Raw genomic sequence first — 19,955 nt, forward strand, 5'->3', positions numbered from 1 at the left:
TTTATTTCCTCGTAGGCCAGGACATCCATCTCGGCATCCATTGGTTCGGCCAGTTTGCGTGCCCTGGGCCGAAGCTGGTCGGCGACTTGGCGCCATTGGGCATAAGCAGCGGTGGCGGTTTCCGGGCGAAAGCGGTACCGATGAAGGCGGAAACGACGCGGCGGCTCTGCTTGCCGGCATGAGCCAGCACATAATGATATTGTTTGCTTAAAAAAATACTTTTTCAGATGGTTAAAAATAGAATATACCTCAACAAGGCGTGGACTTGCTGGATCGCCTTCCGTGCAAGCGATCTGATACCGTTTGGAGCTTAGTTCTCCCCTATGTTCTTGAAGCCATAGCTCTTATCCAATCCCGAGCAAGTCCATGAAACAATATTATTTTATAAAAACGCAAAACAAAAGGAAAAGATATGTCTGGTAGAATGCAGCACTATATACCGCAGTCCTTCCTGCGGGGCTTCCTTGTTTCTGATGGATGTAAAAAAACTCACGTATACAAAAAAACAAAAATTACATTTCAGGTATAGACAGGGTCGCTGCGCAACGTGATTTTTATTCCAAACCATCTGTCGATGGAACAAAGAGTCTTGATGACATCATCACGGACTATGAAAACGGATTAAGTCAATTACTGAGCAAGTTACGGGCTATTGAAATAGGCGCCGAGGTAGATGCCAGCATGGCAGCGGAGGTTATCTCACACTTGATCTGTCGCGGAAATTTTGTGCGCAGTGTGTTCGGTGGCGCCGCCAAGACCTTCATGCAAGGCGTATCCAAGATATTTGCCGACCAAGAAGCGCTTTTATCACAACTTGGTTTAGGGGAGGCTGCGCCAAATGAAACTTGGGACAAGCACGCTTCACGCCAATTTTATAACAACGAAAAAATAAATGAAACTATTTCAATATTAGAAGAAAATAAAATTCCAGCGCGTGTTGTGGATAGGGTTTTTTTATGCTTACTAAAGAAAACTATCTATTTAATAATGATCTATTGCCCGGTCAATTTAGGCAAATGCTTCATCACCTCACTGAAAATATGAATTATATTATAAGAGATAGCCATAATGAAGCCCTCCACACAGGGGGTCTTGCGCCGCCCCGAAAGCACAATCTGAAAGAATTTAAGTGGAATATACATCCTGCGCCAGAGAATGGCGCAATTATGCCGGACTGCATCGCGCTTGGCTTCGATGAAGAACAAGGCCTGTTCCTTCCTTATATCATGGCATCGACAGCTTCTACCGTTGTTATGCCTTTGACATCCCAAAAATTACTTGTTGGGACTCGCCCAGGCAGGGCAACTCCAGATATTTCTAGATTTAATTATGATGCATCAGAGTGTAGCGATGAGATTTTTATCGCAACATCATCTAATTATGCGAATTTAAGTGAACAAATTGGGAAGCGCTGGGAAGGAAATATCGCCTCAATTGTAAACGATGCATTAAGAGACATCTTCCTGCGTTCCCTTGTCTGGCGTCCGGCGCATGCCCCCGGTATGATGGGGCGGCCGCTGGCGTTGTTTCCTGGAGTGCCCGATGGACCTGCGTATCCTTCAAGTCATGGCCGGTGCCGAACAAGGCGGGGCGGAGCTGTTTTTKGAGCGCCTGTGTATCGCCATGCATCACGCCGGGGTCCATCAGCACATCCTGACCCGGCCAGCGCGGGGGCGGATCGATCGCTTGCAGGCGGCCGGCCTGCGTCCGGTACTGTTGCCGTTTGGCGGCCGGCTGGACGTGCGCACGGCCTGGGGCGTGCGTCAGGAAATCCGGCGCTTCAAGCCCGCCGTGGCCCTGGCCTGGATGAACCGCGCCGCCTCCTTCACCCCCCGGGGCGAGCATGTGTTGTGTGCCCGCCTGGGCGGGTTTTACGATATCAAGTATTATCGCCATTGCGATTATTTGGTGTGTAATACCGAGGATATTTGCGAGCACATCATCGCCCAGGGGTTTGCGCGCGAGCGCACGGTTCATTTGCCCAACTTTGTGCCCATTGACCACCAGCCTCCCCTGGCCCGTAAGCTGCTCTATACCCCGGATAACGTGCCCTTGATTTTTGCGCTCGGCCGCCTGCACGAGAACAAGGGCTTCGACACCTTGCTGCGGGCCTTGGCCCAGGTACCCGACGCGTACTTGTGGCTGGCCGGCGACGGCCCCTTGCGCACCGAGCTGGAATCCCTGTCGCGCGAGCTGGGGATCAAGCCCCGGGTGCGCTTTCTGGGCTGGCGCGACGATACCCCGGCGCTTTACGCGGCGGCCGATCTGGTGGTGTTTCCCTCGCGCCATGAGCCCTTCGGCAACGTCGTCCTGGAGGCCTGGGCCCAGGGGCGGCCTTTGATCTCGACCGCCACCCATGGCCCGTCGCGTCTGATCACCCCGGGCCACGATGGCCTTCTGGTGCCCATCGACACCCCCAAGGCCCTGGCCCAGGCCATTCGCCACGCCCTGGAGGAACCGGGCCTGCTGGAGGGCTTGGCGCGCCAGGGTTGGGAGAGCTTCCAGGCCCGCTATACCGAGGAAAAAGTGGTGGGCGACTACCGCGCCTTTTTCCAAAGGGTGGTGGAAGAGCGCTCCCCTCCCCGATCGACGGCCTCCCTTCCGGTCGCCGAACTCCCGTCCCCCGCGCCCTGAGGAGTTCCCCCGGTGTGTGGTATTGCCGGCATGGTCACCCGGCCGGGGGCGCAGCCGCCCGCCGGTCTCGCCGCGCGGTTCGCCCGCGCCTTGGCCCATCGCGGTCCCGATGGCAGCGGCACCCATGAAGCCCCCGGGGTCTTGCTGGTGCAAACCCGCTTGGCCATCATCGACCTCGTGACCGGCGATCAGCCGCTCCACGGCCCGGACGGGCTGGTGTTGGTGGGCAACGGCGAGATTTATAACGATCCGGTGTTGCGGGCCGACCTGGGGCCCGCGCGCTTTCGCACAGGATCGGACTGCGAGCCGCCACTTTTGCTCTATGGCGCACACGGTCCTTTCTTCGCGCCGTTCCTGCGCGGCATGTATGCCCTGGCCCTGTGGGATCCGGCCCGCCGCCGCTTGGTGTTGACCCGCGATCCCTTTGGTATCAAGCCGCTCTACCTCACGCAGACCCCCGAGGGGGTGGCCTTTGCCAGCGAGGCCCAGGCCCTGATCGCCGCCGGGTTGGTGCGCCCCACCCTCGTGCCCCAGGCGCGCGACGAGTTGCTGGCTCTGCAATTCACCTGCGGCCGCGCCACCGCCTTTGCCGGCATCGAGCGGGTGGCCCCGGGCGAAACCCTGGTGATCGAAGACGGCGAGATCGTCGAGCGCCACGCCCTGCCCGCCCTGCCCCCCGACCCCGGACCGGGGCGTGGTGCCGGCCGATCCCCTCCAGGCCCTCGATCGGGTCTTGGAGGACAGCGTGCGGGTCCACCAGCGCTCCGACGTGCCCTACGGCTTGTTTCTGTCGGGCGGCCTGGATTCCTCGGCCCTTCTGGCCCTGATGGCCCGGCTCAACGAACGCCCGGTGCTGGCTTTTACCGCCGGCTTCCCCGAGGCCGGCGCCGACGAAACAGCGGCCGCGCGCGATGCCGCCCGCGCCGTGGGGGCCGAGGCCGTGGTGGTGCCGGTCACCTCCCAGGACTTCTTCGCCCATCTGCCGGCCATCCTGGCCTGCCTCGACGATCCCGTGGCCGACTATGCCGTGGTGCCCACGTGGCTGCTGGCCCGCGAGGCCCGGCGCTCGGTCAAGGTGGTGCTGGCCGGCGAGGGGGGCGACGAGCTGTTGGCCGGTTATGGCCGCTATCGCCAGTACTGCCGCCCCTGGCCCCTGCGTCGGCCCTTGCGCCGCGCCAGCTTGCTGGCCGGTCTTGGCCTGCTGCGCGCCGAGCCTCCCGCGTGGCGCCAAGCCCTCGCCGCCGCCGAGCAGGCGGCCCGGCGCGAGGGCGGGACCCGGCTGATGCAGGCCCAGCGCATCGATTGCGCCGACTGGCTGCCCCATGACCTGCTGACCAAGCTCGACCGCTGCCTGATGGCCCACGGGCTGGAGGGGCGGGTGCCCTTCCTCGATCCCGAAGTGGCGCGCTTTTGCCTGCCCTTGGCCGACGACCTGAAAATCCGGGGCGGGCGCGGTAAATGGCTGTTGCGCGCCTGGCTGGAGCGCACCTTGCCCGCCGTCCACGCCTTCGCGCCCAAACGGGGCTTCACCGTGCCGGTCGGGCACTGGCTGGCCGAACACGGCGCCCGGCTGGGGCCGTTGGTGGCCGCCACCCCGGGGGTCGCGGCGCTCTGCCATCCCGATCGGGTGCGGCGCTTGTTCGAGACGCTGGGGAAAGAAACCGCCCTCGCCGCCTGGGTGCTCCTGGCGTATGCCGTGTGGCATCGCCATTTCATCGAAGAGAAACCGGGCGCGGCCGAAGGCGACCTGTTCCACTGTCTGGCCCCCTGAACGGGGGTGGTGCGCTGAGGGCGCATTTCGATGAGCCGGACCGAGAGGCCAGCGCGGGCGGCTTGCCAAGCGGCCTCGCACCCGGCGAGACCGCCGCCAAGGATGGTCAGGGACACATGTTGTCTCCGTCAAGGGGCCAGGAAGGGAGGGGTCTAGGGAGGCTCGCCTCCCCAGCCGTCTCATTTTTATTCACCGACGTTCATGCCCGCTGTATACGGCCCCGGCCAAAGGCTGTCCACCGCAGGGGCCTGGGTTGACAAGGCGAGCGGGGTAGGAGACTTATCCGGCGTTGAAGCCTCGGGGAGGGAGAGCGCGTTGCAATGGACAAGCTGAATATTTCCTGGGAACTGCTGATTCCCGTCGCCGTCGGCATGGTGGCGTTGTTGGTGATTCGGGTCCTGCCCCGCATGATGGGGGGGGGCGTGCCCTTTGTCGAGCCGGCCCTGGTCGAGTCCTGGCGCAATGGCGGGGACGATCTGCTCATCATTGATGTGCGCAACCCGGACGAATACGCCGGCGGCCATGTGCCCGGCGCCTTGTCGATGCCCATTGTCGATTTGCAAACCCGCTTGCTGCATCTGCGGGCCAGCGGCGAGTTGGATGATCTCAGGAACACCCCGGTGTACCTGATCTGTGCCAGCGATGCCCGCGCCGCCGCCGGGGCGCGGATGTTCAAGAAGGCCGGGTTCCAGCGGCTGGCGGTGATTGCCGGGGGGCTCAAGCGCTGGCAGCGCGAAGGCCTGCCCGTCGAAACCTGAGGCCGCGCCATGACCGGGGCGGGCGACGGATCCCGACGGCGGGCTCACGGCGCGCCCACCCCGGAAGAACAGGCCGAACTGGTGGTCTTGGATCTCGAAAGCGTGATCCGCGACCACCGCAGCCGCACCCTCTCGGGCATGCGGGTCGCCGATTGGAAGGCCGCCGCCTATGCCTCCGTCCTCACCACCTTGATGGACAGCGAAGCCCGGCTGTCGCGCCGGGTGGTGGCGCGGCATCGGCGTTTGCTGATTGGCGTGGCGACGGTGGTCAGTGTCGGTTTTTGGGGCGCCGTCTATCAGGCTGACAAGGCCTATGGCTCCGTGGCGTCGGTTTTTGCTTGGGGTGTTTCTCCTGGTCTTGGGGATCTTGGCGATGGAGCGCGGCTTGGCCCGCTTGGTGGGGCGGGGGCATCGGGCGGTACGCGAGCGCCGCTGGCGCCAGATCCGCTCCTATGACGCCCGGATCAAGCGGACCCGGGCGCATCTCGAAAAAACCCTGAAGGAGCTGGAGGACGTGTCCGACGAGGTCGCGGCTCTCCAGGAGCGCTTGCGACGTGGTCCCCCGTCCTGACGGGCGACCGCGCCTTCCCAGCCTTCTCTTCTTCTCTCGTCCTCGGTGCGCTCCCCGTCACCCGATGGCCCTCATCAGGCGTTGACACCTTTCATGCCCTCGGCGGTATAGCGCTCTCCCGACACCGGCAAGGTGGACAGGGCGTGGTCAAGGGCGGCGGATTCGCTGGCGCTTACCGTGAGGGATGTGGCCGCAACATTTTCCTCCAGATAGCGACAACGCTTGGTGCCGGGGATCGGCACGATGTCGTCCCCTTGGCCGAGCAGCCAAGCCAGCGCGAGTTGGGCTGGGGTACAGCCTTTCGCTGCGGCAAGAGCGCGCACCTCCTCGACCAGAGCCTCGTTGATCGCGGCATTGTCCGGCGCGAAACGCGGCAGGCTGGCGCGGAAGTCACCCTCTTCGAACGAGGATCCGGCCTGGAACCGGCCGGTGAGGAAGCCTCGACCGAGCGGCGAATAGGCAACAAAGCCAACGCCAAGCGCGCGGCAGGTGGGCAGGATCTCGGCCTCCACGTCCCGGGTCCACAGCGAGTATTCGCTCTGGACGGCGGTCACCGGATGGACGGCATGAGCGCGGCGCAGCGTTTCGGCGCTGACCTCGCACAGGCCGATGTGGGCGATCTTGCCCTCGCGTTTGAGCCCGGCCAGGGTCTCCATTGTTTCTTCGATTGGCCGCTCACGCTCGACGCGATGGATGTAATAAAGGTCGATCCGCTCGATCCTGAGCCGCTTGAGCGAGTCCTCGCAGGCCCGGCGCAAATAGGCGGGACTGTTATCGATGGTGCGGGCGTATTCCCCGGGTTTGCGCACGATACCGGCCTTGGTGGCGATTTTTATCGGCGCGCCGCTGTCGGCAAGAAACCGTCCAATCAGCTCTTCGTTGTGGTGCGGGCCATACATATCGGCCGTGTCGAAGAAGTCGATGCCCAGATCGACCGCCCGGCGCAAGACCGCCAACGACTCTTGATCATCGTGCGGCCCGTAGAACTCGCTCATGCCCATACATCCGAGACCAAGAGCGCAAACGCTTAGATCAGGACCAAGGGTGCGGTGCTGCATGGTGTCCTCCTTGTTCGATGCAGGCCAAGAGTGCCGGTTCCAACGATCCAGAAAACCGCCAAAATCCGTAAGCCGTTTTCCAAAAACGGAACGCTTGGCACGGCCAGAACAGAACGAGGCCGCATCTCCCAGCCTGCTCCTTTTTGGCCCTCGTCCCTCTTGATGCCCTTCTTCCTCCCCCCTTCTCTATTTTTCTTGTCCTGCGCCTTCCATCCCCCGGTATTTCCAACAATTTCCGACAATGGCGCCCTCTCTTTCTACGGCCCAGCCCTGCGCAGGACGCGTAAAAGAAGAGCTGTTCTTTAACTCTTGGGCGCATACTGTGAGGGAGGAGAGGCTTGGTCGGAGAAGGATGGCTGGCCATGGTGGAGGCGCCCTGGGTGACCCCGGAAAATGCCGATGGCATGCTTGATCGCTTGTCCCTGCACGTGTGTCCGCCCCGGGGGGGCGGCTGTGTCTTCACGTCCATGGCCGCCGTGGCCCAGGGGATGGCGGCGCGTGGTGACCTGAGCGCGGCGTTTTTTTTGCTGACCCAGGCCCATGGCGCGGCCCTGGGCTGCCCGGTGGGGTGCGAGGCCGAGCGCGACTTGGAGAGCCTGCTTCTGACCTGTCACGCCGGTATGCGCGCCCGGGGCCAAGCGCTGGCCGGCCCCTTCGCCAGTGTCGAGCGGGCCATCTTGCGCGCTCACCCGGGGGCACGGATCCGCGCCGATCTGGACTCCGGGCGGGTCACGGTGGAGCCGGGCGGCGATGCCGCCGTCATTTGCCGCGCCGTGGAAGGAGCCGGGTTCGGCTGCGTGGTGGCCGCGTGAAGACGGCGCTGGGGCTGGCCTTGATGCTGGCCCTGGCCGGGGCCCCCTCGGCGGAGGCCTGCGTGCTGGGGGTCGATGTCGGCCACACCGCCGCCCGGCCCGGCGCGACCAGTGCCCGAGGGGCGCCGGAATTTCTGTTCAATCAGGCCCTGGGCCGCACCATTACCGCCGCCCTGCGTCAGGACGGCCGGTTTGGGGTGGTTTTGATCAACGACGACGGCACGATCGGTGGCTTGCCTCAGCGTCCCGCCGCCGCCCGCGCCGCTGGCGCGACCGTGTTCTTGTCGATCCACCATGATTCGGTCCAGCCCCATTACCTGGAGCCCTGGACGGTGCAGGGGCGGGTGGCCCAGCATAGCGAACGCTTCAGCGGCTTTTCCGTTTTCATCTCCCAGAGCAACAGCGCCCCCGAGGCCAGCGAGCGCTGGGCCCGCGCTCTGGGACAAGCCTTACGCCAACAGGGATTTCGCCCCAGCCTGCACCACGCTGAACCCATCGACGGCGAAAACCGCCCGCTGCTTGACCCCGCGCTGGGGCTTTACCGCTACGACGGGCTGGCCGTGTTGCGCACCGCCGCGATGCCAGCCGCCTTGCTAGAGGCCGGCATTATCGTCAACCGCGACGACGAACTCCTGTTGATGCAACCGCAGACCCGGGCGCGTTTGGCCCAGGCGGTGGTTGATGCCTTGGCGACCGTGTGCCGATAAAACGAAGCGAGGGGCCTGGGGAGGTGCGCCTCCCCAGCCTGTCTTTTTTGGGGATTGCCCCGGGACGGTGGGCCGCCTATAAACCCCTTACGCATTGGGGAGTAGCCTCCCTTCCAGAGAGAAGGGGGATGCGTCAACATCCTTGGGTCCTGGACCCATGGCGCATCCGGCGATTGCTTGGCCAGACCTTTGACGTCGATCGCTTCACCAAGGGGGCTTGGGCGGGGGGTCGTCGTCATTCGTCGTGACCGCCCAGCCCCCCAAGGTTCTCATGGAAGCCGTGCTTGTGTCGTCTGCCGTCGTCGCCATTGCCGAAATCGGCGACAAGACCCAATTGCTGGCCCTGGTGCTCGCCGCCCGGTTCAGAAAACCGCTGATCATCATCCTCGGCATTCTTGTTGCCACCTTGGCCAACCATGCCCTGGCCGCCTCGCTGGGAGTTCTGGTCGCCAGTTGGCTGAGTCCCGATCTTTTGCGCTGGATCCTGGGGCTTTCCTTCTTGGCCATGGCGATCTGGACCCTGATCCCCGACGCTGTGGACAGCGACGACACCACCACCTCATCCCGCCTGGGGCCGTTCCTGGCCACCTTGGTTGCGTTTTTTCTGCTGGAAATCGGCGATAAAACCCAGATCGCGACCATCGCCCTGTCGGCCCGCTTCCATGACCTGCTGTGGGTCACGGTGGGGACCACGGCAGGCATGATGCTGGCCAATGTGCCGGCCGTCTTGTTGGGCGACGTGGCCGCCAAGAAGATCCCCCTCAAGATCGTTCACGGCATCGCCGCCGCCATTTTTGCCGTCATGGGGATCTTGATGCTGGTTAATCTTGGGAGACGTCTTTTTTCCTTTTAACACCCTCTTAAAGGAACGAGGGGTTTGGGAGGCCGCGCCTCCCCAGCCTTTTCTTTCTTTTACCGTCTTCCGCCCTTAAAACCGGGCGGATAGCTGCAATCCGAACTCACGCGGATCGTGTCGGGATCCTCGGCCAGATGGTCGCGCAAGGCGGCGCGGTCCAGTTCCTGCACCGTGACCGCGCCGACGGCGACCGCGCTCACGGTGTGGGTGGCGTTCTTGAGAAGGCCGGCCTCGCCCGCGATGTCGCCCTTGCTGAGGCTGGCCACCAGAAGGGGGCCGTGCGGGCCGGTGCGGGTTAGCTCAACCGTGCCGTCAAGGATCAGGAAGGCCGAGGCGGCTGCCTCCCCTTCACGAAACAGGAGCGAGCCGCTTTCCAGGCTGAGGGGCGCAAGGCTCATGCCGCCCCGGCCTCCGGCGGGGTTTCGTGGTAGAGGGCGTCGCGGTAGACCCGCACGGTATGGGTCCCCGAGGGATCGGTCAAACTGGCGACCACGTGGCGCTCACCCTTTGCATCGGTGGCGGGCACCAAGGTGAGGCGGCCGTCCTCCAGCGCCCGGGCCAGGGCCTCGGCCTCCAGGGAAAACGCCTTGGCGAGCAGGCCAAACAGGGTGTTGACCTCTTCAAGGGGGGAAAGGGGGGGGCGGGGGTGACCATGAGTTCTTGATTCCGGTGCGGCTGACATGAAAAGCGGGAGACTCCCGATTCAGTATGATGTCGTTCCCCCGGGGGAATGGCAAGACGGGCAAGGGAAGGCTGGGGAGGCGGGGCCTCCCCAGACCCCGCCATTCACTTACCCGCCTTCCCCCTTGAACAACGACGGGGCCAGCCCTTCCCAAGCCAGCAAGGCCCGCTTGAGGGGCAAGCCCCAGCCGTAGCCACCCAGCGTTCCCGACCCGCGCACCACGCGATGACAAGGCACCAGCACGCTCACCGGGTTGGCGCCCACGGCGCTGCCCACCGCCCGACTCGCCTTGGGGTGGCCAATGGCCCGCGCCAAGGTTTGATACGAGACCAAACGCCCCGGCGGCAGGCACAGCAGGGCCTGCCACACCTTGAGCTGAAAGGGAGTGCCGGCCAGACTGACGCGAAAACGCGCCGTGCCATCGCCGGGCGGCCGGGCAAACAACGTCTCGACCACGCCGGCGGTCGCCTCGGGGGCGGCGACAAAGCGGGCGCCCGGGTTTTGCCGGTGGGCGTCCTCCAAGGCGGCGGCCTCATCGGGGAAGCGGCCGCCCGCTTGAACAAAGCTCAGGCCGCGCAGACCGGCCGCGCTTTGCCAGACCACGACAAAGCCGAACGGCGTCTCGTGGCAACCGTGGTAGAGATCAAGGTCGCGCGACGGCTCCACGCTCACGTCGTGCAAGGGCCGCTCGGGAACGTCGGGTAACAGGGGGAGAGAAGACGACATGGCAACCTCCAGGATCAGCGGGGACAACAGGGGGTACACCCAGGGCGACGAGGGGCGTCCAAGTCACCTGTCCGCCGAGGCCATTGAGGCCTTGTTTGATCGGTTGGCCGAAGCTCGCCCCGAGCCCCAGGGCGAACTGACGTGGGTGACGCCTTTTACCTTGCTGGTCGCCGTGGTCCTCTCGGCCCAGGCGACCGACAAAAGCGTCAACAAGGCCACTCAGCCTTTATTCGCCGTGGCCGACACCCCGGAGCGCCTGCTGGCCCTGGGGGAGGACGGCGTGCGCGAGTATATCCGCTCCATCGGCCTTTTTAACACCAAAGCTCGCAATCTCATCGCCTTGGCGCGCACCCTGGTCGAGGAGTATGGCGGAGAAGTGCCGCGCGAACGCGCCGCCCTGGAGGCCCTGCCGGGCGTCGGGCGCAAGACCGCCAATGTGGTGTTGAACATCGCGTTTGGCGAGCCGACCATCGCGGTCGATACCCATGTCCTTAGGGTATGTAACCGCACCGGCCTCGCGCCCGGCCGCACGCCGTTGGCGGTGGAACGTGGCCTAGACGCGGTGGTTCCGCCGGCGCGTCGCCGCCACGCCCATCACTGGCTGATCTTGCACGGCCGCTATGTGTGCAAGATTTCGAAGGCACGCCGTGACCGAGGGGCCTCGGGGAGGCCCCCTCCCCACGCCTTCCCTTTCCCTCCCCGCTTGCCCAGGGAAAACCGCATGACCGTTCTAGACTCTCGTTCGGCCCGCTTCGACCAAGCCCGCGCCCGGGGCTAACGACGACACCGTGGCCCGCGCCCTGCCCGGCTATGGGCTGGTCCATGACATCGCCGCCACCGTGCTGGGCAGCCTGCTCGGCCCCAAGGCCCGGGTGCTGGTGGTCGGCGCCGGCACCGGCACCGATATCCTGCGCCTGGGCGGTGTTCACCCGGGCTGGCGTTTTGTCGGCGTTGATCCGGCCGCCGACATGCTGGCCGTCGCCCCCGAGCGCTTTGCCGCCCATCCTGGGCTGGCCGAGCGGGTTCAGTTGGTCGAGGGCTCGGTAGCGGCCCTGGATCCGAATGCCCCCCTCTTCGATGCCGCGCTGTGCCTGCTGGTGACGCATTTCCTCCCCGACACCCCGCAGGGCAAGGCCGCCTTGCTGCGCGAGACCGCCCGGCGCCTACGCCCCCAGGCCCCGTTGCTCCTGGCCGACTTTTCCGCCCCCTATGACGGCCTGCCCGCCCCGGCCCTGCTGGAGACGGCTTGGGTCCACTGGCAGCGCGAGCGGGACCTGAGCGAGGAGGCCATCGAGCGCGGTCTGGCCTACGCCCAGCGCGCCATCGCCCCGGTAACGCCGGCCCGGTTGGCCGCGCTGCTGGCCGAGACGGGCTTCGGGCCGCCGCAGCGGGTCATGCAGGCCTTGCATGTCCACGGTTGGCTAACCCACCGGGAGACCACACCATGAGCCCGGGCCACGCGTTGGGCTTGCCCCTGTCGCTGCGCTGGGCGGTGCGCGATCTGCGAGCGGGGGTGAGCGGCGTCAAGGTGTTTCTGGCCTGCCTGCTCCTCGGGGTGGCCGCCATTGCCGCCGCCGGCTCGGTCAACTCGGCGGTGCGAGCCGGAGTCCAGGCCGATGCCCAGGCCTTGTTAGGCGGTGATCTCGCCGTGCGCCTGCTGCATCGCCTGCCCACCGAGGCCGAGCAAGCCACCTTGGCGCGCCTCGGCCAGACCACGCGCCTCGCCGAGATGCGCACCATGGTGCGGACGGCCACCGAGCCGCCCCGCCGCCTGATGGTCCAGCTCAAGGCGATCACCGACGGCTACCCCCTCTATGGGCAGGTGGCGCTGGGATCCGCGCACAACCGCCTGACCGTGCGCGATCATCATGTCCAGCGTGACGCCCAAAGTCGTGGGCAGGCCATAGAGGACCATGCCCAGGGAGTCGCCAACCAGCAAAACATCAACGTGGGGATCGAGCAGGCGGGCGATGGGGGTGGTATAGGCGGTCAGGCAGACAATCGGTTCTGCGCCTTTTCGCCCCAAAATATCACGAACGGTGCGGCGCCGATCGGCCGCGGGAGTGACGCTCATGGCTGTGCCCTTGGTCTCTAGGAGGGAAAGGGGGCGTGGCGCCGTGCGCCATGGGCATTCACACGATGCCGCGCTCCTCTTCGACCTTTTAACGTGCTGGGCCCGGCAGGGAAAGAGGGTATCGCGAGGGGCGCTCACCGCTCGGGGGGCGAAGAGGAGGAGGGCTCGGGGATAAAAAAGGCAAGGTTGGGGAGGCGCGGCCTCCCCAAGCCCCTCGGTCGATTGGGTTTTTTCTCAGCGTTCGACGAACGCTTTTTCGATGACATAATGTCCGGGCTGGCCGCCCGAGCCCTCGACAAAGCCGCGCCCCTCGAGAAGACGGGTGGTGTCGGCCAGCATGGCCGGACTGCCGCACAGCATCACCCGGTCGCGCTCCGGGGCCAAGGGCGACGTGCTTCTGTCACGGAAGTTGCGCCCCCTGGAAGGCCGACTGGCCGAGTTGGAGGACCGTCTCTGGCTGCGCGATATTCTTGGGGGCCTGGGCTACATGATCGGGCTGACGGGAGTTGTGGCCTGGGCCTCGGTGTGGCGCGCCCGTAAAAAGGAATCCCTCACCACAACACCCCTCCTTCGGGACGAGGGAGAGTAAAGGGCGATTCGGTAGTGGTGACGTCTGCCAACCCGGGGGACGGGTTTCTCCCGGGGCTTGGCAGGGCGGAGATCAGCGCGGCAGGGTGGGATCCAGACAGCGGCGTGCCTGCTCGAGAAGCGCTGCCACATCGAGGAATCCAAGACTTTCGGCTTGGCGCCGCAAGTAGTCGATGGCAAGACGCAGGCTGAGACGATCAGAAGGGGTGGGATCGGGTGCCATAACGGAGTGCCTCCACATCCCGGGAACAAGTGTCCCTTGTTAGAGACAGTCAGATTAGCACTCCGAAAACAAAAATCGCCCCTGGGAAAATTACCAGGCTCTAGTCCTCGCCCTCTCGCCAGCGCATGATACCGACATTACGCCATGCGTGGAGCCAAAAAGAGAGGACAATCCCATGCCGGAGCATGACGACGCGTTGGCAAGTTTTTGCGAGGCCCTGAATGGCGCCTCGAAACCGTCCGAATTGACGCACGTCCTCACCACGACCATGGAGCGCCTCGGCTTTCGCCATGCTTGCTACCACGTGGTGCGCCTGGAGGGAGGAACTGTTCGCTTACCTTATGTTCTTCACAACTACGGGGACGCCTGGGCCGATCATTATTTCAAAGAAGGCTACCTGGATATCGACCCAATCCTCAAGGCGAGCCCGGGGCAAACCCTCCCCTTCCACTGGTCGAGTCGGCTGGACCCCGAGGCTTTGAACCGCGACCAGCGGCGCATGTTTGATGAGGCCCACGACGCGGGCATCCACGATGGCTACTCCATCCCGATCCTCGGGCCCCACCAGGATCTGGCGGCGGTCACGGTCATCCCCGACGCAACCGGCCCCGAGGGACACGCCTTGATCGAGGCGCAAAAGCACCTGATCCACGTCATGGCCATCTATTTTGACCGCCACGCCCGCAGCCCCCTGGTCAACGCCAAGCTGTCATCGCCACGCCAGAAAACCCTGCTCTCCCCCCGGGAGCACGAGGTTCTGCGCTGGACGGCCCACGGCAAAACCTCGTCCGAGACCGCCGACATCCTGGGGGTGAGTGCCAAAAGCGTGGAATTTCACCTGGAGAACGCCAAGAGAAAGCTGGGCACCTACTCCAAAACCCACGCCGTCGTCAAAGCCCTGACCCTCGGCCTCGTGCGCATGTAAGGCGATCGCCTGGGGTCTGGGAAGGCCGGGGAGGCGCGGCCCCCCTCCCTCCCCTTCCTCCGTCCTCCCCCCTCTCTCTTCCCCCTGGGAATTCTCCCGGGGGAAAAACCCCCTGTAAACCGACCCAGGATTTCGACTCGCTCTTTTTCTGTTTTCCTTCTCTCCACAAGATCTGGGGAGAAGGCCAATGTTCACGATTACCGATCAATATAATGCCATTGCCAATGCTTGGCTGATCCATTCGTTTTCCGAACTGCGCTACGAGATTTTTATCAATCGCCTGAAATGGCCGCTGGCCTGCCCGGTCGGCCGCGAGGTTGACCAGTTCGATGACCAAGACGCGGTTTACCTGACCAGCACCAACCGCCGAGGTCAGGTGGTGGCCGGCGCCCGGCTGTTGAGTACGGCGCGGCGCAGCCTGCTCAACGAGGCCTTTGCCGGTCTTGTGGATGGCCCCTTGCCCTGCGACGACCTGATCGTCGATGTGACGCGCTTTGCGGTGGACCATCGGCCCGAGCGCGTCGAAGGCTGCGGCAACCTGTGCGGCCAGCTCCTGGTGGCGTTGCAGGAATACGGCCTCGCCCTTGGCCTCAAGCACTACGTTTCCGTCTCCGATGTCCGCATGGAGCCCATCTTGCGCCGGGGCGGTTTTCGTTTCCAGCGCCTGGGCGGCGAAGTCTCCATGGATGGCACCGGCGTTGTTGCCCTCACCGTCGAAATTTCGCCCGAGCGTCTGGCAGCCGCCCAGGCGCGGGCCCAGGTTCACACCAGCATGCTGGCGTGGGAACCCCTGCGGAGGGCCGCGTGATGGACAGCCTCGAAGACCCCATCCTCCTCGACGGCGAGGACGAAGGAAGCCTTGCCTTGGACCCCCCACTCTCCGACATTCCCGATCGTATTCGCGGGTTATGGGAGGCGCTCTCCTATCTGGAGACCGAGGCCCAACGGGTGGGAGGAGCCGAAGTCGGCATTTTGCTGGGATGTGCCCGCATGGCGCTGGAGCGCCGTTGGGGGGGCTCACCGCCCCCGGAACCCGGCCGCGTCCAGGGCCTGCACTAAAGGCCGGCAAGACGAGGGCTTGTCTCGTCACGCAAGGCGGGTCTTGGCCAAGACGGACAGGGTGGGGGGCTTCCCCAACCCCTTCCCTGTTCTCGTCGAACGCCCCCGAGACCGAACCGGCACGCGAGCGGTTTGGAACGCCAGGAAGAAAAGCGCTACAACAGCGTCCTCTTCTTAATGTGACGGAACGAGGTCATCCCCACCCGGCAGGGGGCGGGTCAGAACTGCCTCGCCCGGTTCCTCCAGGGCCTGGGCCAGGGCCTGGGCGGCGGGAGCCTCCAAGGTGGCACAGATCTTGAGAAACTCGAGATACGTTTTGCGCACCCGGGGCGTGGCCGCCCAGAAGGAGTAGCACAGTTCGAGAGTTTCGGTCCGCACCAGGGGGTCCTGAGCGGCCGGAAGATCATCGCTGGCTTCCAGGGCGTCCTTGCGGGCGCGCGGGATGGTCCGGTCCACGTCAGCCCCTTCAAGATCCTCGAAGAAGAAGGAGACGGGAACCCCCAGGATGGACGCGAAATCCCAAAGCCGGCTCGCGCTCAACCGGTTGACGCCACGTTCGTACTTCTGCACCTGCTGAAAGGTGATGCCCACGGCATCGGCAAGCTGCTGCTGGCTCATGCCCAAAAGCTTGCGTCGCAGTCGCAGGCGGCGACCGACCTCCTTGTCCAGGGGATCGGGGTTGTCACTGGTATACGGCCGAACCTCGGCCTGTTTGCCCTTCCGCATGATCTCTATATCCCGTCGTTGATTTTTTGGTGGGGTCTCTGCCTCACTCGCTGGTCATATGACACCGGAGCAACACTTTGTCCAGAGGACAGCAAGAAGTATTACCAGCAAGTGCTGAGTTCCCGCCCTGGCTCCTTTCGATTGCGTGCAGCATCCAGGGCAGCGACGGGGACCAGAGACAGAAATCATGGGAGCGGGCGCCAAAACGACCGGTGCCCCGACACCATAACGCTTCCTCATCTCGCGAAGACCGAAGGGCAACGCCCCCGAGTCCCGCAGCGATCGAGGGAGGGCGCGTCCCCCCAGCCTTGCTTTTCCCGGCCCCCTCGGGGGAGGAGGCATCCCCTCTTTAGGCGGAAGACCTTGAGCCGAGCGGCCGGGAAGGGTAAAGGCAAGGGTCAAGACCCCCTCCGTCAAGGAAAACCTCATGAGACCGTCCGGCCGCGCGCCCGCGTCCTTGCGCCCCCTTCGCCTCGACCCCGGCTATGCCAAGCATGCCGAGGGCTCCTGTTTCATCTGTTTTGGCGATACCCATGTCCTGTGTACCGCCTCCCTTGAGGACCGGGTGCCGTCTTGGATGCGCAACAGCGGCAAGGGCTGGATCACCGCTGAATACGGCATGCTGCCCCGCTCGACCCACTCACGCACCGACCGCGAGGCAGCGCGCGGGCGTCAGAGCGGCCGCACCCAGGAAATCCAGCGCCTGATCGGCCGCTCGCTGCGCGCCGTCGTGGACCTCAAGGCCCTGGGCGAGGTGCAGATTCGTCTGGACTGCGACGTGATCCAGGCCGATGGCGGCACCCGCACCGCCGCCATCACCGGCTCGTGGGTCGCCTTGTTCCAGGCGCTCGACAAAACCCTGGGGCGGACCCGCGCCCTGGCCGCCTTGCCCGACCACGTGGCGGCGGTGTCGTGCGGACTGGTGGAGGGTCAGGCGGTCTTGGATCTTGATTACGCCGAAGACAGCACCGCCCAGGCCGACGCGAATTTCGTGCTCACCGGCCGCGGCGGCATCGTCGAGATCCAGGGCACGGCCGAGCAGGCCCCCTTCAGCCCCCCCCAGTTCCTGGAACTGCTCGGCTTGGCCCAGCAGGGCGTGGCCGAGCTGATCGTCGCCCAAAAACAGGCTCTGGGCCTGCCGGAGGCCTCCTAATGGCGCGGCGCTTGACCCAGGGCCCGCTGGTCGTTGCCAGCCACAACGCCGGCAAGGTCCGCGAGATCATGGATCTGGTGCGGCCCTTCGGCCTGGACGTCCGCTCGGCCGGCGACCTTGGCCTGCCCGAGCCCGAAGAAACCGGCGACACCTTCGAGGCTAACGCCCAGCTCAAGGCCCGGGCCGCCGCCCTTGGCGCCGGTCTGCCCGCCCTGGCCGACGACTCGGGCCTGTGCGTCCCGGCCCTGGGGGGCGACCCGGGCATTTATTCGGCGCGCTGGGCCGGCCCCGAGCGGGACTTTGCCCACGCCATGGCCGAGGTCAACGCCAAGTTGGGCGACGCCGCCGACCGCTCGGCCTTTTTTGTCTGCGTCCTTGCCCTGGCATGGCCCGATGGCCATATGGAGACCTTCAGGGGCACCGTGGACGGAACCCTCGTGTGGCCACCCCGGGGAACCCTGGGCTTCGGCTACGACCCCCTGTTCGTGGCCCAGGGCGAAACACTGACCTTTGGCGAAATGGACCCCGGGACCAAGCATGCCCTGAGCCATCGCGCCGCCGCCTTCCGCCTGTTCGTTGACGCCTGTCTGGGGAATCGCCCATGACCGCCTGCCCCCCTCCCTCGCCCAGCCCGTTCTCCGTGCCCGGGGATGAGGGCTTTGGGGTTTATGTTCACTGGCCGTTCTGCCGCGCCAAGTGCCCCTATTGCGACTTCAACAGCCGCCCGGGGGGCGAGGTCGATCACCAGCGCTGGCAAGCAGCCCTGCTCCATGACCTGGAAACCCAGGCCGCCCGCCTGGATCATCGCGACCGCCTGCTGTCGAGCGTGTTTTTCGGCGGCGGCACCCCCTCGCTGATGGATCCGGCCACCGTCGCCGCCGTCATCGCCCGTGTCCGCGCCCTGTGGCCCACCGAAGGCCCCCTGGAAGTCACCCTGGAGGCCAATCCCGGCTCGGTGGATGCCGCCCGGCTCGCCGCCCTCAAGGACGCCGGCGTCACCCGCCTGTCGCTGGGCGTGCAGACCCTCGACGCCGACGCCCTAAAAGCCCTCGGCCGGCGCCACAGCGTCGAGCAAAGTCTGGAGGCCCTGGCCCAGGCCCGCGCCCTGTTCGACCGGGTCTCCGTGGACCTGATCTACGCCCGCCCCGGCCAGACCCCCGAAGACTGGGCCCACGAACTGGAGCAGGTCGTCGCCCTCGACCCCACCCACGTCTCGCTCTACCAGCTCACCGTTGAACCCGGCACGCCGCTGTTCACCCGCATCATGCAAGGCGACGTGGTCCTCCCCGACGAAGATACCGCCGTCGAGCTGTTCGTCATCACCCGCAGCGTTCTCGCCGACGCCGGCCTGCCCGCCTACGAAGTCTCAAACCACGCCCGCCCCGGCCAAGCCTGCCGCCACAACATGGTCACATGGCGCGGCGGCGATTACCTGGGCATCGGACCCGGGGCCCATGGCCGCCTTGGCACCCTGGAAGGGCCCCTGGCCACCGTGGCCCACGCCGACCCCGAGACTTGGCTCACCGCCGTCGAAGCCGGCGCCGGCGGCTTTGGCGAAACCACCGTGCTCTCCCGCGAGGAGCGGGCCCGCGAAATCGTCATGACCGGCCTGCGGCTCGCCGAGGGCGTCTCGGAATCCCGGCTACGCCGCTTGACCGGCCTGGGCTTCGAGGATGTCCTCGACCCCGAGGGCTTGGCTCTCGCCGCCGACGAAGGCCTGATCCTCGCCGTGGGCGACGCCCTCGCCGTCTCCGAAGCCGGCTTGCTCCTGCTCAACCCCGTTACCGCCGCCATCTTGGCGCCATGACCCCAGCCCCCACCCGGATCCTCATCACCGGGGCGTCAAGCGGCCTGGGCCACGCCCTGGCCCTGGCCTACGCCGCCCCGGGCCGCCAGTTGGTGCTGGGGGCCCGCCGCCCCCTCGACGCGGTGGCCGAAGCCTGCCGCGCCCAGGGCGCCCAGGTGGAAACCACCTGCGTCGATGTCACCGACCAAGCCGCCACCGCCGCCTGGGTCGTCGCCGCCGACCAGTCCCAGCCCCTCGATCTGGTCATTGCCAATGCCGGGATCTCCGGGGGCACCGCCGCAGGCAGCGAACCCCAGGACCTGACCCGGGCCCTGTTCGCCACCAATCTCGACGGCGTGCTCAACACCGTGTGCCCGCTGCTGGAGCGCTTCCAGGCCCGGCGCGCCGGCCAGATTGCCCTCATGGCCTCCCTCGCCGGCTTTCGCGGCTTTCCCGGCGCCCCAGCCTATTGCGCCAGCAAGGCCGCCGTCCGAGTGTGGGGCGAAGGCTTACGCGGCCTGATGGCCCCCCATGGCGTTCGGGTGTCGGTCATTTGCCCCGGGTTCGTTCGGACCCCGATGACCGACGTCAACCCCTTCCCCATGCCCTTCCTCATGCCCCCCGAGGTCGCCGCGCAACGCATCGTGCGCGGCTTGGCCCGCAACCAAGGCCGCATCAGCTTCCCCCTACCGCTGGTCCTCGCCACTCACCTGATCGCCGCCCTGCCCGACGCCTGGGCCGGACGCCTCACCGCCCAGGCCCCGCGCAAGCCGGGGCGTTAAAGGGGGCGAGAGGAGGCCAGGAGAAGGGGAAGGCCAAGAGAAAGAGAAGGCCGGGTCCGGTCCT

General features: G+C 65.4%; 25 protein-coding genes, 4 pseudogenes and 1 riboswitch. Of the genes and pseudogenes, 19 read left to right on the plus strand and 10 right to left on the minus strand.

The features are described from left to right. Window positions 1-11: 11 nt before the first annotated feature. A pseudogene (locus tag RSPPHO_RS20040) lies at window positions 12-190 on the minus strand (IS256 family transposase); the annotation flags it as partial. A 491-nt stretch (window positions 191-681) separates the two neighbouring features. Here RSPPHO_RS20040 and RSPPHO_RS20045 point away from each other — a divergent pair. The 4 genes and pseudogenes from RSPPHO_RS20045 to RSPPHO_RS21750 all read left to right on the plus strand — a co-directional run bounded on the left by RSPPHO_RS20045 (window position 682) and on the right by RSPPHO_RS21750 (window position 4,405). Beyond that, window positions 682-1,044: a hypothetical protein gene (locus tag RSPPHO_RS20045; protein WP_157879210.1), complete on the plus strand. Its 363-nt coding sequence runs from the start codon at window positions 682-684 to the stop codon at window positions 1,042-1,044. A 498-nt stretch (window positions 1,045-1,542) separates the two neighbouring features. Continuing rightward, window positions 1,543-2,634 carry a glycosyltransferase gene (locus tag RSPPHO_RS11975; protein WP_014415494.1) on the plus strand — a complete coding sequence of 364 codons (1,092 nt, stop codon included), beginning with the start codon at window positions 1,543-1,545 and terminating at the stop codon, window positions 2,632-2,634. A 30-nt stretch (window positions 2,635-2,664) separates the two neighbouring features. After that, window positions 2,665-3,072 (plus strand): annotated as a pseudogene (locus tag RSPPHO_RS21745) (asparagine synthase (glutamine-hydrolyzing)); the annotation flags it as partial. Window positions 3,073-3,331: 259 nt separating this feature from the next. After that, window positions 3,332-4,405 carry an asparagine synthetase B family protein gene (locus RSPPHO_RS21750; RefSeq protein ID WP_339325384.1) on the plus strand — a complete coding sequence of 358 codons (1,074 nt, stop codon included), beginning with the start codon at window positions 3,332-3,334 and terminating at the stop codon, window positions 4,403-4,405. 5 nt (window positions 4,406-4,410) lie between these two features. On the opposite strand, the pseudogene RSPPHO_RS21560 reads toward RSPPHO_RS21750, so the two are convergent. Beyond that, a pseudogene (locus RSPPHO_RS21560) lies at window positions 4,411-4,521 on the minus strand (FAD-dependent oxidoreductase); the annotation flags it as partial. Window positions 4,522-4,725: 204 nt separating this feature from the next. Between RSPPHO_RS21560 and RSPPHO_RS17950 the strand changes: the two are divergent. Further along, entirely contained in the window at window positions 4,726-5,163 is a 438-nt protein-coding gene (locus RSPPHO_RS17950; RefSeq protein WP_014415496.1) for a rhodanese-like domain-containing protein, read from the plus strand. Window positions 5,164-5,172: 9 nt separating this feature from the next. After that, a complete protein-coding gene (locus RSPPHO_RS11990; protein WP_014415497.1) occupies window positions 5,173-5,619 on the plus strand; it encodes a hypothetical protein in 447 nt (148 codons plus the stop codon). Between the two features lie 189 nt (window positions 5,620-5,808). On the opposite strand, the gene RSPPHO_RS11995 is transcribed toward RSPPHO_RS11990, so the two are convergent. After that, window positions 5,809-6,792: an aldo/keto reductase gene (locus RSPPHO_RS11995; protein ID WP_014415499.1), complete on the minus strand. Its 984-nt coding sequence runs from the start codon at window positions 6,790-6,792 to the stop codon at window positions 5,809-5,811. A 338-nt stretch (window positions 6,793-7,130) separates the two neighbouring features. On the opposite strand from RSPPHO_RS11995, the gene RSPPHO_RS21100 reads away from it, so the two are divergent. The 3 genes from RSPPHO_RS21100 (at window position 7,131) to RSPPHO_RS12010 (ending at window position 9,164) form a co-directional block, all read left to right on the plus strand. Continuing rightward, window positions 7,131-7,604, plus strand: coding sequence for a heavy-metal-associated domain-containing protein (locus tag RSPPHO_RS21100; protein ID WP_242390483.1), 474 nt, complete (start codon window positions 7,131-7,133; stop codon window positions 7,602-7,604). Beyond that, a complete protein-coding gene (locus RSPPHO_RS12005; protein WP_197535604.1) occupies window positions 7,601-8,311 on the plus strand; it encodes an N-acetylmuramoyl-L-alanine amidase in 711 nt (236 codons plus the stop codon). Before RSPPHO_RS21100 ends, RSPPHO_RS12005 begins: the two co-directional genes overlap by 4 nt. 84 nt (window positions 8,312-8,395) lie before the next feature. Next, a riboswitch (yybP-ykoY riboswitch) is annotated at window positions 8,396-8,568 on the plus strand. Then, window positions 8,556-9,164 carry a TMEM165/GDT1 family protein gene (locus tag RSPPHO_RS12010; RefSeq protein WP_479687240.1) on the plus strand — a complete coding sequence of 203 codons (609 nt, stop codon included), beginning with the start codon at window positions 8,556-8,558 and terminating at the stop codon, window positions 9,162-9,164. Its footprint overlaps the riboswitch before it by 13 nt. A gap of 59 nt (window positions 9,165-9,223) precedes the next feature. Here RSPPHO_RS12010 and RSPPHO_RS17955 read toward each other — a convergent pair whose 3' ends face one another. The 3 genes from RSPPHO_RS17955 to RSPPHO_RS12025 form a co-directional block, all read right to left on the minus strand. Continuing rightward, window positions 9,224-9,565, minus strand: coding sequence for a cyclic nucleotide-binding domain-containing protein (locus RSPPHO_RS17955; RefSeq protein WP_051013858.1), 342 nt, complete (start codon window positions 9,563-9,565; stop codon window positions 9,224-9,226). Then, window positions 9,562-9,849, minus strand: coding sequence for a hypothetical protein (locus RSPPHO_RS12020; RefSeq protein WP_014415503.1), 288 nt, complete (start codon window positions 9,847-9,849; stop codon window positions 9,562-9,564). The genes RSPPHO_RS17955 and RSPPHO_RS12020 overlap by 4 nt, the downstream gene beginning before the upstream one ends. A 108-nt stretch (window positions 9,850-9,957) precedes the next feature. Further along, window positions 9,958-10,575: a methylated-DNA--[protein]-cysteine S-methyltransferase gene (locus RSPPHO_RS12025; RefSeq protein ID WP_041795321.1), complete on the minus strand. Its 618-nt coding sequence runs from the start codon at window positions 10,573-10,575 to the stop codon at window positions 9,958-9,960. A gap of 67 nt (window positions 10,576-10,642) precedes the next feature. On the opposite strand from RSPPHO_RS12025, the gene nth reads away from it, so the two are divergent. After that, the gene (gene nth, locus RSPPHO_RS12030) at window positions 10,643-11,353 is read left to right on the plus strand and encodes an endonuclease III (RefSeq protein WP_242390675.1); all 711 of its coding nucleotides are present in this window, start codon (window positions 10,643-10,645) and stop codon (window positions 11,351-11,353) included. Window positions 11,354-11,363: 10 nt separating this feature from the next. After that, window positions 11,364-12,023, plus strand: coding sequence for a class I SAM-dependent methyltransferase (locus tag RSPPHO_RS12035; protein ID WP_014415505.1), 660 nt, complete (start codon window positions 11,364-11,366; stop codon window positions 12,021-12,023). A gap of 320 nt (window positions 12,024-12,343) precedes the next feature. Here RSPPHO_RS12035 and RSPPHO_RS19040 read toward each other — a convergent pair. Continuing rightward, window positions 12,344-12,649: pseudogene (locus RSPPHO_RS19040) on the minus strand (3-methyl-2-oxobutanoate hydroxymethyltransferase); the annotation flags it as partial. Between the two features lie 234 nt (window positions 12,650-12,883). Then, window positions 12,884-13,033 (minus strand): ferredoxin--NADP(+) reductase, encoded by a 150-nt coding sequence (locus tag RSPPHO_RS19045; protein ID WP_014415506.1) that lies wholly within the window; start codon window positions 13,031-13,033, stop codon window positions 12,884-12,886. A 7-nt stretch (window positions 13,034-13,040) separates the two neighbouring features. Here RSPPHO_RS19045 and RSPPHO_RS12045 point away from each other — a divergent pair, with 7 nt between their 5' ends. Then, complete coding sequence (locus tag RSPPHO_RS12045; protein ID WP_014415507.1) at window positions 13,041-13,238, plus strand: hypothetical protein; 198 nt, start codon at window positions 13,041-13,043, stop codon at window positions 13,236-13,238. A 72-nt stretch (window positions 13,239-13,310) separates the two neighbouring features. Here RSPPHO_RS12045 and RSPPHO_RS20060 read toward each other — a convergent pair whose 3' ends face one another. Beyond that, a complete protein-coding gene (locus tag RSPPHO_RS20060) occupies window positions 13,311-13,460 on the minus strand; it encodes a hypothetical protein (protein ID WP_157879211.1) in 150 nt (49 codons plus the stop codon). Between the two features lie 175 nt (window positions 13,461-13,635). Between RSPPHO_RS20060 and RSPPHO_RS12050 the strand changes: the two genes are divergently transcribed. The 3 genes from RSPPHO_RS12050 (at window position 13,636) to RSPPHO_RS12060 (ending at window position 15,444) form a co-directional block, all read left to right on the plus strand. Continuing rightward, entirely contained in the window at window positions 13,636-14,385 is a 750-nt protein-coding gene (locus RSPPHO_RS12050) for a helix-turn-helix transcriptional regulator (RefSeq protein ID WP_041795329.1), read from the plus strand. Between the two features lie 187 nt (window positions 14,386-14,572). Then, window positions 14,573-15,193, plus strand: coding sequence for an acyl-homoserine-lactone synthase (locus RSPPHO_RS12055; RefSeq protein ID WP_014415509.1), 621 nt, complete (start codon window positions 14,573-14,575; stop codon window positions 15,191-15,193). Next, the gene (locus RSPPHO_RS12060) at window positions 15,193-15,444 is read left to right on the plus strand and encodes a hypothetical protein (protein ID WP_041795331.1); all 252 of its coding nucleotides are present in this window, start codon (window positions 15,193-15,195) and stop codon (window positions 15,442-15,444) included. The genes RSPPHO_RS12055 and RSPPHO_RS12060 overlap by 1 nt, the downstream gene beginning before the upstream one ends. Before the next feature lie 174 nt (window positions 15,445-15,618). Here the strand turns inward: RSPPHO_RS12060 and RSPPHO_RS12065 are convergent, their stop codons facing one another. Then, entirely contained in the window at window positions 15,619-16,170 is a 552-nt protein-coding gene (locus RSPPHO_RS12065) for a helix-turn-helix domain-containing protein (RefSeq protein WP_014415511.1), read from the minus strand. A 427-nt stretch (window positions 16,171-16,597) separates the two neighbouring features. Here RSPPHO_RS12065 and rph point away from each other — a divergent pair, with 427 nt between their 5' ends. Genes rph through RSPPHO_RS12085 form a run of 4 tightly spaced genes read left to right on the plus strand, consistent with a single transcriptional unit; the run spans window position 16,598 to window position 19,891 of the window. After that, window positions 16,598-17,323: a ribonuclease PH gene (rph, locus tag RSPPHO_RS12070; RefSeq protein WP_014415512.1), complete on the plus strand. Its 726-nt coding sequence runs from the start codon at window positions 16,598-16,600 to the stop codon at window positions 17,321-17,323. Continuing rightward, window positions 17,323-17,928 carry an RdgB/HAM1 family non-canonical purine NTP pyrophosphatase gene (gene rdgB, locus RSPPHO_RS12075; protein ID WP_014415513.1) on the plus strand — a complete coding sequence of 202 codons (606 nt, stop codon included), beginning with the start codon at window positions 17,323-17,325 and terminating at the stop codon, window positions 17,926-17,928. Before rph ends, rdgB begins: the two co-directional genes overlap by 1 nt. Then, entirely contained in the window at window positions 17,925-19,130 is a 1,206-nt protein-coding gene (hemW, locus tag RSPPHO_RS12080) for a radical SAM family heme chaperone HemW (protein ID WP_014415514.1), read from the plus strand. Before rdgB ends, hemW begins: the two co-directional genes overlap by 4 nt. Continuing rightward, entirely contained in the window at window positions 19,127-19,891 is a 765-nt protein-coding gene (locus RSPPHO_RS12085) for an SDR family NAD(P)-dependent oxidoreductase (RefSeq protein ID WP_014415515.1), read from the plus strand. The genes hemW and RSPPHO_RS12085 overlap by 4 nt, the downstream gene beginning before the upstream one ends. Window positions 19,892-19,955 lie beyond the last annotated feature (64 nt).

Origin of the sequence: Pararhodospirillum photometricum DSM 122 (assembly GCF_000284415.1) — a bacterium.
Lineage (GTDB): Bacteria > Pseudomonadota > Alphaproteobacteria > Rhodospirillales > Rhodospirillaceae > Pararhodospirillum > Pararhodospirillum photometricum.